Source organism: Microbacterium sp. NPDC055683 (assembly GCF_053617895.1).
The window spans coordinates 786-15,827 of the sequence record NZ_JBSHGQ010000030.1; the positions used below are offsets into that span (position 1 = coordinate 786).

Annotated in this window: 14 protein-coding genes; 13 read left to right on the top strand and 1 reads right to left on the bottom strand. The window is 73.2% G+C overall.

Features of this window, described 5'->3' with window-relative positions; all coding sequences use genetic code 11:
• A partial coding sequence (locus tag ACWGPF_RS11970) for a hypothetical protein (RefSeq protein WP_452333036.1) occupies positions 1-740 on the bottom strand: 740 nt, incomplete at its 3' end.
• A gap of 36 nt (positions 741-776) precedes the next feature.
• Between ACWGPF_RS11970 and ACWGPF_RS11975 the strand changes: the two genes are divergently transcribed.
• The 13 genes from ACWGPF_RS11975 to ACWGPF_RS12035 all read left to right on the top strand — a co-directional run bounded on the left by ACWGPF_RS11975 (position 777) and on the right by ACWGPF_RS12035 (position 15,004).
• Positions 777-2,024 carry a hypothetical protein gene (locus ACWGPF_RS11975; RefSeq protein ID WP_452333037.1) on the top strand — a complete coding sequence of 416 codons (1,248 nt, stop codon included), beginning with the start codon at positions 777-779 and terminating at the stop codon, positions 2,022-2,024.
• A 4-nt stretch (positions 2,025-2,028) separates the two neighbouring features.
• Complete coding sequence (locus tag ACWGPF_RS11980) at positions 2,029-3,054, top strand: HAD-IIA family hydrolase (RefSeq protein ID WP_452333038.1); 1,026 nt, start codon at positions 2,029-2,031, stop codon at positions 3,052-3,054.
• A 48-nt stretch (positions 3,055-3,102) separates the two neighbouring features.
• The gene (locus tag ACWGPF_RS11985; protein WP_452333039.1) at positions 3,103-3,252 is read left to right on the top strand and encodes a hypothetical protein; all 150 of its coding nucleotides are present in this window, start codon (positions 3,103-3,105) and stop codon (positions 3,250-3,252) included.
• On the top strand, positions 3,249-4,049 hold the full coding sequence (locus ACWGPF_RS11990; protein ID WP_452333040.1) for a TlyA family RNA methyltransferase: 801 nt from the start codon (positions 3,249-3,251) through the stop codon (positions 4,047-4,049). The genes ACWGPF_RS11985 and ACWGPF_RS11990 overlap by 4 nt, the downstream gene beginning before the upstream one ends.
• On the top strand, positions 4,046-5,056 hold the full coding sequence (locus ACWGPF_RS11995) for an NAD kinase (RefSeq protein WP_452333041.1): 1,011 nt from the start codon (positions 4,046-4,048) through the stop codon (positions 5,054-5,056). The genes ACWGPF_RS11990 and ACWGPF_RS11995 overlap by 4 nt, the downstream gene beginning before the upstream one ends.
• Positions 5,053-6,744: a DNA repair protein RecN gene (gene recN, locus ACWGPF_RS12000; protein ID WP_452333042.1), complete on the top strand. Its 1,692-nt coding sequence runs from the start codon at positions 5,053-5,055 to the stop codon at positions 6,742-6,744. Before ACWGPF_RS11995 ends, recN begins: the two co-directional genes overlap by 4 nt.
• A 181-nt stretch (positions 6,745-6,925) precedes the next feature.
• Positions 6,926-8,614 (top strand): CTP synthase, encoded by a 1,689-nt coding sequence (locus ACWGPF_RS12005; RefSeq protein ID WP_452333076.1) that lies wholly within the window; start codon positions 6,926-6,928, stop codon positions 8,612-8,614.
• Positions 8,615-8,618: 4 nt separating this feature from the next.
• On the top strand, positions 8,619-9,194 hold the full coding sequence (locus tag ACWGPF_RS12010; protein ID WP_452333043.1) for an NUDIX domain-containing protein: 576 nt from the start codon (positions 8,619-8,621) through the stop codon (positions 9,192-9,194).
• Positions 9,195-9,200: 6 nt separating this feature from the next.
• Complete coding sequence (gene xerD, locus ACWGPF_RS12015) at positions 9,201-10,103, top strand: site-specific tyrosine recombinase XerD (RefSeq protein WP_452333044.1); 903 nt, start codon at positions 9,201-9,203, stop codon at positions 10,101-10,103.
• Positions 10,104-10,282: 179 nt separating this feature from the next.
• The gene (locus ACWGPF_RS12020) at positions 10,283-11,356 is read left to right on the top strand and encodes a hypothetical protein (protein WP_452333045.1); all 1,074 of its coding nucleotides are present in this window, start codon (positions 10,283-10,285) and stop codon (positions 11,354-11,356) included.
• A gap of 2 nt (positions 11,357-11,358) precedes the next feature.
• Positions 11,359-12,969 (top strand): hypothetical protein, encoded by a 1,611-nt coding sequence (locus tag ACWGPF_RS12025; protein WP_452333046.1) that lies wholly within the window; start codon positions 11,359-11,361, stop codon positions 12,967-12,969.
• Positions 12,966-13,643, top strand: coding sequence for an ABC transporter ATP-binding protein (locus ACWGPF_RS12030; RefSeq protein ID WP_452333047.1), 678 nt, complete (start codon positions 12,966-12,968; stop codon positions 13,641-13,643). The genes ACWGPF_RS12025 and ACWGPF_RS12030 overlap by 4 nt, the downstream gene beginning before the upstream one ends.
• A complete protein-coding gene (locus ACWGPF_RS12035; RefSeq protein ID WP_452333048.1) occupies positions 13,640-15,004 on the top strand; it encodes an ABC transporter permease in 1,365 nt (454 codons plus the stop codon). Before ACWGPF_RS12030 ends, ACWGPF_RS12035 begins: the two co-directional genes overlap by 4 nt.
• Positions 15,005-15,042: the final 38 nt, after the last annotated feature.

The following is a 15,042-nucleotide window of genomic DNA, read 5'->3' on the forward strand; positions in this document are numbered from 1 at the left end:
AGGGTCAGTCGGGCGAGCGTCGTCCCTATAACCGTGATGGTCAGTCGGGCGAGCGTCGTCCCTATAACCGTGATGGTCAGTCGGGCGAGCGTCGTCCCTATAACCGTGATGGTCAGTCGGGCGAGCGTCGTCCGTACAACCGTGATGGTCAGTCGGGTGCGCGCCGCCCCTTCAACCGTGATGGCGGTTCGGATGAGCGCCGCCCCTTCAACCGTGATGGTCAGTCTGGTGAGCGTCGTCCGTACAACCGTGATGGTCAGTCGGGTGAGCGTCGCCCGTACAACCGTGACGGCCAGTCGGGTGAGCGTCGCCCGTACAACCGTGACGGCCAGTCGGGCGAGCGTCGCCCGTACAACCGTGACGGCCAGTCCGGTGAGCGTCGCCCGTACAACCGTGACGGCCAGTCCGGTGAGCGCCGGTCGTACGACCGTGACAGTCGCCCGGATCGGCGCCCGCAGAGCCGCGACGGCTTCTCGGGGCCCCGTCGCCCGTACGACGGCGACTCCCGTCCGCCGCGCGACGACCGCAACTCCCGTCCGCCTCAGACCGACCGCGTCCGTGATCCCGAGCTTCCCGAGGACATCGACGCGCGCGACCTGGCCTCGGCCGCGCGCAACGAGCTGAAGACGCTCAGCAAGGAGAACGCCGACCGCGTCGCGCTGCACCTCGCAGCAGCCGCTCGGTTCATCGAGACGGACCCCGAACGGGCGCACGAGCACGCACAGGCCGCTGTCCGCCACGCGGGACGAATCGGTGTCGCACGGGAGACGCTCGCCGTGACGGCGTACGCCACCGGGGACTTCTCTCTCGCCCTGCGCGAGCTGCGCACGCACCGCCGCATCACCGGGCGCGAGGACAACATCGCGCTGATCGTCGACAGCGAGCGCGGAGTCGGCCGGCCGGAGAAGGCTCTCGAAGAGGGCCACGCCGTGGATCGGATGACCCTCGACGTCGCGACCCGCGTCGAGCTCGCGATCGCGATGTCGGGCGCGCGCCTCGACCTCGAACAGACCGAACTCGCGCTGAGCGAGCTCGACATCCCGGAGTTGGACCCGGATCGCGCGTTCTCCTGGAGCCCGGGGCTGTTCGCCGCGCGCGCCAACGTGCTCGAGGACCTCGGACGCGACGAGGAAGCAGCACAGTGGCGCCGTCGCGCCGAGATCGCCGAGGACGCACTCGGCCTCAACGACGTTCCCGACGCCGACGACTTCATGTTCGTCGACGAGATCGAGGAGCTCGACCTCGACCCTGTCGAGTCGGATGACCCCGAGCCGCTCGATGCAGACGGGACGGCAGCCGCTCCGGACGAGGACATCCCCGTCGAGGTCGTCGACGAGACCGCGGCCGCGCAGACCGAGGAGGAGACGACCCCCGCCGTCGTCGTCGAGGATGCTTCTGCCGAGCCTGCCGAGCCTGCCGAGCCTGCCGAGCCTGCCGAGGATGCTCCCGTCGAGGACAAGCCCAAGCGCTCCCGTGCGAAGAAGGCCGCGTCCGTCGAGGATGCTCCCGCCGAGCCCGTCGAGGACGCCCCGGCGGTGGAGGAGAAGCCGAAGCGCACTCGTGCGAAGAAGGCTGCGCCCATCGAGGACGCTCCCGCCGAGGTCGTCGAGGATGCTCCCGCGGTGGAGGAGAAGCCGAAGCGCACTCGTGCGAAGAAGGCTGCGCCCATCGAGGACGCTCCCGCCGAGGTCGTCGAGGATGCTCCCGTTGACGCCGCGGAGGACGCGCCGGCCGAGGAGAAGCCCAAGCGCTCCCGTGCGAAGAAGGCCACGCCCATCGAGGACGCTCCCGCCGACGTCGTCGAGGACGCGCCGGCCGAGGAGAAGCCGAAGCGCACCCGTGCGAAGAAGGCGGCCCCCGCTGAGCCCGCCGACGTGGTCCCGGCCGAGGAGAAGCCGAAGCGCACCCGCGCGAAGAAGGCCGCCCCCGCGAAGGCCGCCCCCGCAGCCGAGCCGACAATCGAGGACGAGGTCACCCAGATCCTCATCGAGGCCGGCATCGACGACCCCGACGAGGCGAAGTAACCCGATGGCGCTGTTCTCGAAGAAGCCCGCGACGCCCCTCGACGGGGTCGACGTGCTCCTGGCCGACCTCGACGGCGTCGTGTACGCCGGGCCGGGGGCCATCCCGCACGCCGTCGAAAGCCTCAACCGGGCGACGGCCGAAGGGCGCCGCCTCGGGTTCATCACGAACAACGCCTCGCGCACCGACGCGTCCGTCGCCGCCCACCTGAGCGATCTCGGCATCCCGACCGCGGCGGCCGACATCGTCACGAGCCCGCAGGCGGCCATGCGGCTGCTCGCGGACAGGATCCCGGCCGGTTCGACCGTCCTCGTCGTGGGCGGCGAGGGGCTCGTCGTCGAGGTCGAGAAGGCGGGATTCGTCGTCACGCGCAGCGCCGACGACGCCCCCGCCGCCGTCGTGCAGGGCTTCGCGCCCGAGGTGGGATGGGCCCAGCTCGCGGAGGCCGCGTACGCGCTGGCCCTCCCCGAGGAGGAGGGCGGGATCCCCTGGATCGCGACCAACACCGACTGGACCATCCCGCAGGCACGTGGCATCGCGCCGGGCAACGGGACGCTCGTCTCGGCCGTGCACACCGCGGTCGGGCGCCTCGCGACGGTGGCCGGCAAACCGGAGGCGCCGATCTTCCACGCCGCCGTCGCACGCTTCGAGGCGCGCAAGCCGCTGTTCCTCGGCGACCGCCTCGACACCGACATCATGGGCGCGCAGGCGGCCGGCATCGACTCCGCCGTCGTGCTGACGGGCATCGACCGGCCGAAGCACATCCTCGCGGCGCCTGCGCACTCGCGGCCGACCTACATCCTCTCCGACCTGCGCGAGCTCTTCGAGCCCTATCCCGAGACGCGCGTGAAGGGCGACACCGTCTGGGTGCGCGAGGCGGGCGTGCGGATCGACGGCGCCGACATCCACATCGTCCGCGAGGGCGACAGCGACATCGACCTGCTCCGCGCCGCGGCGCGCGCCATCTGGGACACGGGCCGGCAGATCTTCGGCTTCCGCGTTCCCGAACGCCTCTACGAGGACCGCTTCTGACGTGCGCGGCTCCCCGCCCCGTGCGAGGAGCCGCGTTAGTCTGAACGGATGACGCACGCAGACGAGGACGCCGAGCTCGTGAGCCGCGTGCGCGTGATCGAGGAGCAGCCGCTCGAGACGCGTGCCGACGCCTTCGCCGCGCTGCACGACGAGCTCGCCGCGCGCCTCGAGTCCGCGCCGGGCGATGCCGGCCGATGACGCTCCGCCTCGACCAGGCGCTCGCCGATCGCGGTCTCGCACGCTCCCGCTCGCACGCCGCGGTGTTGATCGCCGACGGCCTCGTGACCGTCGACGGCCTCCCCGTCTCCAAGGCGTCGCTGCGGGTCGACGACGACGCGCTCGTCGAGGTGCATGGCGCCGACGGATACGTCAGCCGCGGTGCCCATAAGCTCGTCGCCGCGCTCGACGCGTTCCGCGTCGACGTCTCCGGCCGCGCCGCGCTCGACATGGGCGCCTCGACGGGCGGGTTCACGCAGGTGCTGCGCGAGCGCGGGGCCGTTCCCGTCATCGCCGTCGACGTGGGCCACGACCAGCTCTCCCCGCTCATCCGGGCGGATGACCGTGTGCACGCCGTCGAGGGATACAACGTCCGGCACATGGACCGCGCCTCCCTCGCGCGCGAGAGCGGAGTGGACGCCCTCCCCTCGGTCGTGACGGGCGACCTCTCGTTCATCTCGCTCGCTCTCGTCCTCCCCGCGGTCGCGGCGGTCGCGGCGCCCGACGCCGACATCGTGCTCCTCGTCAAGCCCCAGTTCGAGGTCGGCCGCACCGGCATCCGCGGCGGCGTCGTCGTCGACCCGTCCCTGCGGGTCTCCGCGACGCGCGCGGTCCTCGACGCCGCCTGGCAGCACGGGCTCGGCACGCTCGGCGTGCGGCGCTCGCCCATCGCCGGCGCGCACGGCAACATCGAGCTGCTCGTCCACATCTCGCCGGGCCGGGGCGGGCATCCGACAGAATGGACGGACACGATCGCCCACGAGGCAGGAGGACGATGACCGACCGCAGGATCCTGATCGTCGCCCACGCGTACCGCGACGACACCGTCCGCGCCGCCGTCCGCGTCGTCGAGGCCATCCGCAAGGGCGGGGCGACCCCCGTGCTCGCGCGCGACGACCGAGCCGAGCTCTCCGCCATCGCCCCCGCCCTCGCCGACGTCGCCGTGCTGCACGACGACGTCCCGCTCGCCGACATCGAGATCGCCATCGTCCTCGGCGGCGACGGCACGATCCTCCGCGCCGCCGAGCTCGTGCGCGACGGCACGGCGCCCGTGCTCGGCATCAACATGGGCCACGTCGGGTTCCTCGCCGAGATCGAGCGCGACGACATGGACGAGGCCGTGCGCCGCGCCATCCTGGGCGACTACGCCGTCGAGGAGCGCCTCGCGCTCGCCGTCGTCGTGAAGGACGCCGCCGATCGCGTCGTGTACGAGACCTGGGCGCTCAACGAGGCCGCCATCGAGAAGGACCAGCGCGAGCGGATGGTCGAGGTCGTCATCGAGGTCGATCGCCGGCCGCTCACGGCATACGGCGCCGACGGCGTCGTCGTCGCGACGCCCACCGGGTCGACCGCCTACAACTTCTCGGCCGGGGGCCCCGTCATCTGGCCGACCGTGCAGGCCATCGCCGTCGCCCCGCTGTCGGCCCACACCCTCTTCTCGAAGCCGCTCGTCGTGGGCCCCGAGCACGCCGTCGCCGTCGAGCTGAAGGCCGACTCCGCAGGATCCGCGGTGCTGTGGTGCGACGGCCGCCGCTCGCATCCGCTGCCGGCGGGCGCCCGCGTCGTCGTGCGCCGCTCGTCGAAGCCGGTGCGTCTCGCGCGCCTGCATCCCGCGGCGTTCACCGACCGCCTCGTGCGCAAGTTCAAGCTGCCGACGGAGGGATGGCGCGGGCCGAGTGAGACGACGCCGACCGCCGCCATCGCCCTGCCGACCCTGGGGGCCGCGCCGAACCTGGGCGCCCCGCCGACGACGGAGACCCTGCCCACCCTGGAGGGACACGCGTGATCGAGGAGATGCGGCTGCGGGACCTCGGCGTCATCGCAGAGGCCACGCTGCCGATGGGCCCCGGATTCACCGCCATCACGGGAGAGACGGGCGCCGGCAAGACCATGGTCGTGACGGGGCTCGGACTGCTGCTGGGCCAGCGCGCCGACTCCGGCGTGGTCCGCGCCGGCGCCGGGCAGGCCGCCGTGGAGGGGGTCTGGATCGTGCCGGAGGACGGCGCCGTCGCCGACCGCGTGCGCGACGCCGGGGGAGACCTCGAGCCCATCGGCGACGGCAGCGCCGAGCTGTACCTCTCGCGCACGCTCGCGGCCGAGGGCCGCAGCCGCGCGAGCGTGGGCGGCCGCTCGGCGCCCGCCGGCGTGCTCGCCGACCTGGCGGACGCCCTCGTCGTCGTGCACGGCCAGACCGACCAGCTGCGACTGAAGTCGGCGGCCGCGCAGCGCGACGCCCTCGACCGCTTCGCGGGCGCCCCCGTGCGGGAGGCGCTCGCCGCCTACCGTTCCGCGTGGGAGGAGCACCGCCTCGTGGCGCGCGAGCTCGACGAGCTGCAGACCGCCGGCGCCGCACGTGCGGCAGAGGCGGAGGCGCTGCGTGCGAGCCTCGCGGAGATCGAGCGGATCGCGCCGGAGCCGGGGGAGGACGTGCAGCTCGCCGGGCGCGCCGAGCGGCTCGCGAACGCGGAGGAGCTGCGCGCCGCGGCCGCCCTGGCCAGGGAGGCGCTCTCGAGCGAGGAGGGTGCCGCCGACGTCTCGACGCTCCTCAGCGAGGCGCGCCGTTCCGTCGAGCGCGCGGGAGACGCCGCGCTCTCGGCCGTCGGGGAGCAGCTCGCCGACCTCGGCTACCGTGTCGCCGACCTCGCCGTCGAGCTCTCGGGCTATCTCGCCGACCTCGACGAGTCGGGCCCCGCGGAGCTCGCAGCCGTCGAGGAGCGGCGGGCGGAGCTGGGCTCCCTCGTCCGCGCCCACGGCACGCTCGACGCCGCGATCGCTCTCCTCGCATCGGGATCGGCACGCCTCGCCGAGCTCGACGACGACGGCGACCGCATCGAGCGCCTCGCCGCGCAGCGCGACGCCCTCCGCGGCACGCTCGACGAGACCGCGGCCGCGCTCACAGCCGCGCGCTCGCAGGCGGCCGAGCGCCTGGGGGCGGCGGTCACCGAGGAGCTGCATGCGCTCGCGATGCCCGATGCGCGGCTGGTCGTCGCGGTGTCGGATGGCGCGGAGTCGGCGGCAGGGCGCGACGACGTCGCCTTCCTCCTCGCCCCGCACCCCGGGGCCGAGCCGCGCTCCGTCGCCAAGGGCGCATCGGGCGGCGAGCTCAGCCGCGTCATGCTCGCCATCGAGGTCGTCATCGCCGCGACCGACCCGGTGCCGACCTTCGTCTTCGACGAGGTCGACGCCGGCATCGGCGGCGCCGCGGCGATCGAGGTCGGCCGCCGTCTGGCTCAGCTCGCCCGGACATCCCAGGTCATCGCCGTCACCCACCTCGCGCAGGTCGCGGCCTTCGCGGGCAACCACCTCAGCGTCGTCAAGGGCAACGACGGGGCGGTCACGCGCTCGAGCGTGCAGCGCCTCGACGGCGCCGAGCGCGAGGCCGAGATGGCGCGCCTGCTCTCCGGCCTCGCCGACTCCGACGCCGCGCTCACGCACGCCAGGGAGCTCCTCGACCTCGCCCGTCCGGTCGCGTGACCGACCAGCCGCGACCGTCGGCCATCCCGCCCTCGCGACTCGACGGCGCGCCGTGGCACGATAGCCCGAAGACCTCCGCGACCGGCACGCCGGCCGATCGGGCCCATGCACCCGCCGCTGGGAGCACCCTGCACGCGGCACCCCTCCACCGGCACCACGACTGTTAGGATTGAAGCCCGTGATGCAGACTTCTCCGGCACGGCGCGACGACACCACCAAGCACATCTTCGTGACGGGCGGTGTCGTCTCCTCGCTCGGCAAGGGGCTCACCGCCGCCAGCCTCGGCAACCTGCTCACGGCGCGCGGGCTGCACGTCGTCATGCAGAAGCTCGACCCGTACCTCAACGTCGACCCGGGCACGATGAACCCGTTCCAGCACGGCGAGGTGTTCGTCACGGACGATGGCGCGGAGACCGACCTCGACATCGGGCACTACGAGCGCTTCCTCGACATCAACCTGTCGCAGGCCGCCAACGTCACGACCGGCCAGATCTACTCGCAGGTGATCGCGCGCGAGCGCCGCGGCGAGTACCTCGGCGACACCGTGCAGGTCATCCCGCACATCACCGACGAGATCAAGCGCCGCATGCGCCTGCAGGCCGAGGACGACCCGCGCCCCGACGTCATCATCACGGAGGTCGGCGGCACGGTCGGCGACATCGAGTCGCAGCCCTTCCTCGAGGCCGCCCGGCAGCTGCGCCACGAGCTGGGCCGCGACAACGTCTTCTTCGTGCACGTCTCGCTCGTGCCGTTCATGGGCGCATCCGGCGAGCAGAAGACGAAGCCCACGCAGCACTCCGTCGCCGCGCTCCGTCAGGTCGGCATCCAGCCCGACGCGCTCGTGCTGCGCAGCGACCGCCCCGTGAGCGAGGGCAACCGCAACAAGATCGCGCTCATGTGCGACGTCGACGTCGAGGGCGTCGTCAACACGGTCGACCTGCCGAGCATCTACGACATCCCCTCCACGCTCAACGACCAGGGCCTCGACGCGTACATCGCGCGCCGCCTGGGTCTCGAGGACAAGGTCGGCGAGGTCGACTGGACGCGCTGGGGCCGTGTGCTCCACGCCGTGCACAACCCCAAGCACGAGGTGACGATCGGCCTCGTCGGCAAGTACATCGACCTGCCGGACGCCTACCTCTCGGTGACCGAGGCGCTCAAGGCGGGCGGGTTCGCGCAGGAGACGAAGGTCACGATCCGCTGGATCCCCTCCGACACGTGCGAGACGCCCGAGGGCGCGAAGGAGCAGCTGGCGTCGCTCGACGGCATCTGCGTGCCGGGCGGCTTCGGCATCCGCGGCATCGAGGGCAAGCTCGGCGCGCTGAAGTTCGCGCGCGAGCAGGGCATCCCGACGCTCGGCCTCTGCCTCGGCCTGCAGTGCATGGTGATCGAGTACGCGCGCGATGTCGCCGGCATCGCCGACGCCTCGTCGAGCGAGTTCGACCCGGAGACGTCCGCGCCCGTCATCGCGACGATGGCCGAGCAGGTCGACATCCTCGAGAGCGGCGACCTCGGCGGCACGATGCGCCTGGGTCTCTACCCCGCGCGCCTCGCGGAGGGATCGATCGCGGCGGAGGTGTACGGCGCCTCCGAGGTGCAGGAGCGCCACCGCCACCGCTACGAGGTGAACAACGCCTACCGCGCGCAGCTCGCCGAGGCGGGCCTGCTCTTCTCGGGCATCAACCCCGATCTCGACCTCGTCGAGTTCGTGGAGCTGCCGCGCGACGTCCACCCGTACTACATCGCCACGCAGGCGCACCCCGAGCTGCGCTCGCGCCCGACCGATCCGCACCCCCTCTTCCGCGGGCTCGTCGGCGCCGCCGTCGAGCGCAGCCGGTCGAGCGAGCTGTTCGACGTCGAGAACGCCTGATCGGATGGCCGTGCGCGACGACCTGCACGACGAGCCGTTCGCGGCGGAGGTCGTCGCGCGCGAGCGCGTCTACGAGGGCGCCATCTGGGACGTCGTCTCGGAGCGGTTCGCGTACGGCGACGGCGAGCTGACACGCCAGTTCATCGCGCACCCGGGTGCCGTCGCCGTCGTCGCCCTCGACGACGAGGGACGGGTCCTGCTCATCCAGCAGTACCGCCATCCGATCGGGGAGCGCGACTGGGAGATCCCCGCCGGGCTGCTCGACGTCGCGGGCGAGGACCCCGTCGACGCGGCGCGCCGCGAGCTCGCCGAGGAAGCCGACATCCGCGCGGCGCAGTGGGACGACCTGGGCGCCGTCCACCTCTCGCCCGGATCGAGCTCCGAGCTCATCCGGCTCTTCCTCGCACGCGACCTCGCCCGCACCGCCGAGGCGTTCGCACGCGACGGGGAGGAGGCCGACATCCGCATCGAGTGGGTGCCTTTGGCCGACGCCGTCGACGCGGTCGTGGCCGGCCGCTTCCGCAACGCCACGACGGGGATGGCCCTCCTCCTCGCCGACGCGCGGCTGCGCACCGGGTAGCCCGGGATGCGCATCGAGCGCGCCGTCGACGCGTACCTGCGCCACATCTCGATCGAGCGGGGTCTCTCGGACCACACCGTGGCCGCCTACCGACGCGATCTCGCCGGCTACGCCGGCTGGCTCGTGGAGCAGGGCGTGGTCGACTCCGACGACGTCGACGCCGCGACGGTTGCCGCGTTCGCCGCGGCCCGCGCGTCGGACGACCCGGCTCCTGCCGCGTCGTCGCTCGCGCGGATGCAGTCGTCCGTCCGCGGCCTGCACCGCTTCCTCGCACGGGAGGGGATCGCCGCAGACGACCCGTCGCGACGTCTGCGGCCCCCGAAGCAGGCGCAGCGGCTGCCCAAGGCGCTCGCGATCGACCAGGTGGAGCGCCTGCTGTCGGCTCCGCCCTCGGACGAGCCGCTCGGGATCCGCGATCGGGCCCTGCTGGAGCTGCTGTACGCGACGGGCGCCCGGGTGTCGGAGGCGATCTCGCTCGACGTCGACGACCTCGCCGACGGCGAGGTCGTGCGCCTGCGCGGCAAGGGCGGCAAGGAGCGCATCGTGCCGGTCGGGTCGTATGCCCGAGCGGCCGTCGAGGCGTACCTCGTGCGCGTTCGCCCCTCCCTCGCCGAGCGCGGCAGAGCGTCCGCGCGGCTGTTCCTCGGTGCGCGTGGGGCGCCGCTCTCCCGGCAGAGCGCATGGCTCGTCATCCAGGCGGCCGCCGAGCGCGCGCAGCTGGAGGCGCATGTCTCGCCGCACACCCTGCGGCACTCGTTCGCGACGCACCTCCTACAGGGCGGCGCCGACGTGCGCGTCGTGCAGGAGCTGCTCGGCCACGCCTCCGTCGCGACGACGCAGATCTACACGCACGTCACGGTCGACACGCTCCGCGACGTGTACCTGACGAGCCATCCGCGCGCCCGCTGATCACGGCTGGATAACGAAGCGCCCGGCGATGTCAGGAACGGACCGCCCGACGACACAACCCTGATGAGGGCTCCCTCGGACGACATCATCCTCGCGATGGATGCGCGGACCATCCGGGACCCGACAGCATGGCAGGACACAGCTCCGCGCGCCCCGCGCGCCATCCAGACAGGGACACGATGCGCACCACACGCCCCCTCCTCCTCGCGGCCTCCGCGTCCGCCCTCGCCCTCGGGCTCACCGCCTGCTCCACGACGGGCGGCGGCGGCGCCAACGAGCTCGACTGGGAGGACTCCCCGCTCTACGAGTACACGAACGCGGGCTACGGCGGCGACCTCTCCATCGAGGAGCAGCAGGCGCAGGCAGACGAGCAGAACCGCGAGATCGAGGAGAAGACCGCGGCCTGCATGCAGGAGCAGGGCTTCGAGTACATCCCCAACCTCGACAACGGCGGCGTCGTCTACGGCGAGGACGACGGAGTCTGGGACCCGGAGTCGCGCGAGTGGGTCGAGCAGTACGGGTACGGCATCTTCAACGACCCCTACGCCGAGCAGAACGCCGAGATGTCGGAGCAGGGCGAGGAGTACGTCGACCCCAACGCCGACTACGTCGCGACGCTCTCGGAGTCGGAGCAGACGGCCTTCTACGAGGTGCTCTACGGCGAGTCGCCCTCCGAGGAGGAGTCGATGGACCCCGAGTTCGACTGGGACGCGTTCTACGAGACCGCCGACCAGGGCTGCTACAACACGGCGTCGAACGAGGTGTACGGCAGCGACCAGTGGGAGGACCTGTACGAGCAGTTCCAGCCGCTCATGGATGCGATGAACGAGCTCTACACGACGACGCAGGAGTCGGACGCGATGGTCGAGCTCGACGCCGAGTGGGCCGCGTGCATGGCCGACGCCGACTACGCGCAGTACACGAAGCAGGCGCAGCCCACCGAGGAGCTGTACGAGCAGCAGAACGCCTTCTGGGAGGACCAGAACGCGGCCATGGAGGAGATCGACTGGGAGACGGCGACGGAGGAGGAGATCGAGGCCCTGTCGCAGTCGACCGACCCCTCGCAGTCCGACGAGTGGAAGCAGGCCGCGGAGGACGAGATCCCGCTCGCGCTCGCCGACCTCGACTGCCGTGAGGCGACCGACTACCGCGACCGCGCGCTCGAGATCCAGTTCGAGCTGGAGGAGCAGTTCATCGCCGACAACAAGGCCGAGCTCGAGGCGTACAAGGCCGCGGCCGAGCAGGCGAGCTGAGGGTGGCGGAGCAGGACGCACGCGGGGCCGCACAGGACGGCGGGGACGAGCAGGACCGAGAGAACGGGCTCGTCCCCGCAGGGGGCGTCGTCGAGGCGCTCATCGAGGAGGAGGACGACACCCCCGTCGCCTCCGGACGTCGAGGCGGATGGCGCAGGGCGCTCGGCCGCAATCGCGGCCTGTGGATCACGGCCGCGGTTGCCGTCGTCGCGCTCGCCGGAGGCCTCGTGCTCGGGCGCTTCGTCATCTCGCCGCTCGATGCGGCGGCGGGAGCCGGCGCGCCGGAGCCGGGGCTCGTCACCGTGCCGGTGGAGTTCGGCGAGCTGAGCAACGACGTCACGCTGCGCGGCGACGTCGGCTACACCGACGCCGTCGAGCTGAAGCTCGACACGTCGTCGTTCGAGGGCGCGGCGATCGTCACGGGCCAGGTGCCAGAGGTCGGGGCGGAGCTCGACCGGCTGTCGATCGCGCTCGAGGTGGCAGGTCGGCCCGTCATCGTGCTGCCGGGCGACCTGCCCGCCTACCGCACGCTGCGCGTCGGCGTCTCGGGGCCCGACGTGCTGCAGCTCAAGCAGGCGCTCGCCGCGGCGGGCATCGGCGTGGGCGATGCCGAGTCCGACGTCTTCGACGAGGCGACGGCGCTCGCCGTGGGCGAGCTGTACAACCAGGCCGGGTACCCCGCCCCCGCGGCCGAGGAGGGCGTCACGGAGTCGGTCGTCGCGGCCGAGGACGGCGTGCGGATGGCCGAGCAGGCCGTCATCGACGCGCGCGCGGCGCTGACCGCCGCCGGCCAGGGACCGTCGGAGATCGAGGTGCGCGAGGCCGACAACCAGGTGGCGAGCATCCAGCGGCAGATCGCGGCGGCCGACGCGGCCGGCGAGGACACCGCCGATCTGTACGACCAGCTCGCCGTCGCCCAGCTGCAGCGGCAGGCGCTCGACGCCCCGCGCGACACGAGCGCCGAGCAGGCCGCCGTCGACAGCGCCGTGGCCGGCGTCGAGACCGCCAACGAGACCCTCGCCGCCGCGCGCGAGGCCGCCCTGCCGTACCTCCCCTCGAGCGAGGTGCTGTACCTCCAGGAGCTGCCGCGACGCGTCGACTCCGTGGCGGTGTCGCGCGGCACGACGCTCGAAGGCGCCGCCATGACGGTGTCGGGCGCGACCGTCGAGCTCACGGGCACCGCGGCCGAGGCCGACGTCGCCCTGCTCGAGGTCGGCGCGGAGGCGACGTTCGAGCTGCCGGACGGCGGCGAGCACCGCGCCGTCATCGCGTCGCTCGAGGCCGCGGAGGACGGCGGGCGCACGACGATCTCGTTCGAGCCCGACCCGCTCACGCCCGAGCAGATGGCGCAGGTGCAGGGGACCAACGTGCGCATCACCGTGCCCGTCGGCGCGACCGAGGGCGAGGTGCTCTCGGTACCCTACGCGGCGCTCACGGCGGGCCCCGGCGGCGAATCGCGCGTCGAGGTCGTCACGGGCGATCCGCGCGACGGCGAGAACGCCGAGACCGTGCTCGTCACGGTGGAGACCGGGCTCGCCGCGGGCGGCTACGTCGAGGTCACGCCCACCTCGGGCGACCTCGCCGAGGGCGACCTCGTGGTGGTCGGCTCGTGACGGCGCCCGTCGTCGAGCTGCGCGACGTCACGCGGTCGTTCCCCGGCCCGCCCGAGGTGCAGGCGCTCAAGGGCGTGTCGCTCGTGCTGGAGGACGGTGAGTACGTGTCGATCGTCGGCCCGAGCGGATCGGGCAAGTCGACCATGCTCAACATCCTCGGCCTCCTCGACCGGCCGACCGTGGGGGAGTACCGCATCGCAGGAGCGCTCACGGGCGACCTCACGGAGGACGAGCGCGCGGCCGTCCGGGCGCAGTTCATCGGTTTCGTCTTCCAGGCGTTCCACCTCATGCCGCGCCGCACCGTGCTCGACAACGTGCTCATGCCCATGCTCTACAGCGGAGTGCCGCGCGCCGAGCGCGAGTCGCGCGCGAAGGAGGCGCTCGAGCGCGTCGGGCTCGGGCACCGGATGGCGTTCCTCCCCGGGACGCTGTCGGGCGGCGAACGGCAGCGCGTCGCCGTCGCCCGCGCCGTCGTGAGCGGGCCGAGGCTGCTGCTCGCCGACGAGCCGACGGGCAGCCTCGACCAGCGCACGTCGTCGGAGGTGATGGCGCTCTTCGAGGAGCTCAACGCCGACGGGCTCACGCTCGTCGTCATCACGCACGACCAGGGCGTGGCCGAGCGGGCGCGGCGGACCATCCGGATCTCCGACGGCCGGCTGAGCGAGGTCGCATGACGACCGACACGCTCGCGCTCGACGCCCCGGCCGACGACGGCGCCGAGGCCCCGCGGAAGCGGCGGCGCGGATGGCGGCGCCGGAGGAAGGCCGCGCCGGAGGCGACGGCCGGGGCGGCGGAGCTCCTGCGCCCCGTCGCGCGTCGCGACCGCTTCACCGCCAGCGACCTCTTCGCGGAGGCGACCACCGACATCGGCTCGCGGCCCGGCCGCCTCGTCATGACGATCCTCGGCACGGTGCTCGGCATCGGCTCGCTCGTCGCGACGTGGGGCTTCGCGCAGACGGCCGCCGCGCAGATCGCGAGCCAGTTCGATGCCGTCGCGGCGACGCAGGTCACGATCACACCGGCCGAGACGAGCACGGGGCAGGATGGCCGCACGGGCGCCCTCGGGACGCTCCCGTGGGACGCGCCGGAACGGCTCGAGCTGCTCGCGGGCGCGGAGGACGCCGCGCTGCTCTCCGAGGTGGCGATCGGCGAGGCCGCCATCACGGCGGTGCCCCTCAACGATCCGTCGGCGCCCGCCGTCGCCCCGCCGCCGCTGCTCGCGGCGTCATCGGGCATCCTCGACGTCGTCGGCGGCGAGCTCACCGCGGGGCGCATGTTCGACGAGGGCCACGACGCCCGCGGCGACCGCGTGGCCGTGCTCGGCTCGCGCGCTGCGGAGCGCCTCGGCATCGCGCGCGTGGAGTCGCAGCCGTCGATCTTCATCGACGGCCTCGCGTACGCCGTCGTCGGCATCGTGGGGGAGACGCAGACGCGCGGCGAGCTGCGCGACGCCGTGCTCATCCCGGATGGCGCCGCGCGCGCCGACTTCGGCCTGCGCGTCCCTGCGGAGGCCGTCATCCGCATCGCCGTGGGCGCGGGGCCGCAGCTCGCCGAGCAGGCCCCGCTCGCGCTCTCGCCCGACGCCCCCGAGAACATCGAGGTGCGCGCGCCGGCGGCCGGGTCCGATCTCGGCGACGCCGTGCAGTCCGACGTCAACCTCGTGTTCGTCATCGTCGGCGCCGTGTCGCTCCTCGCGGGCGGCCTCGGCATCGCGAACGTCACGCTGCTCTCCGTCATGGAGCGCGTGGGCGAGATCGGCCTGCGGCGCGCGCTCGGCGCGACGCGACGGCAGATCGCGGCGCAGTTCACGGTCGAGTCGATCGTCATCGGGCTGCTCGGCGGGCTCATCGGCGCGGCCGCCGGCGTGCTCGCGGTCGTCGCGGTGGCCGCGGTGCAGCAGTGGACGGCCGTGGTCGACCCCGTGGTCGCATGCGCGGGCGTCGTGCTCGGCGCCGTCGTCGGCTGGGTGTCGGGCTGGTACCCGGCACGGCGCGCCGCGCGCATCGAGCCCGTCAACGCGCTCCGCGGCGCGTAGCCGCTGACGACTTCCGGCCGCCTGGCCCGTCGCGCGGG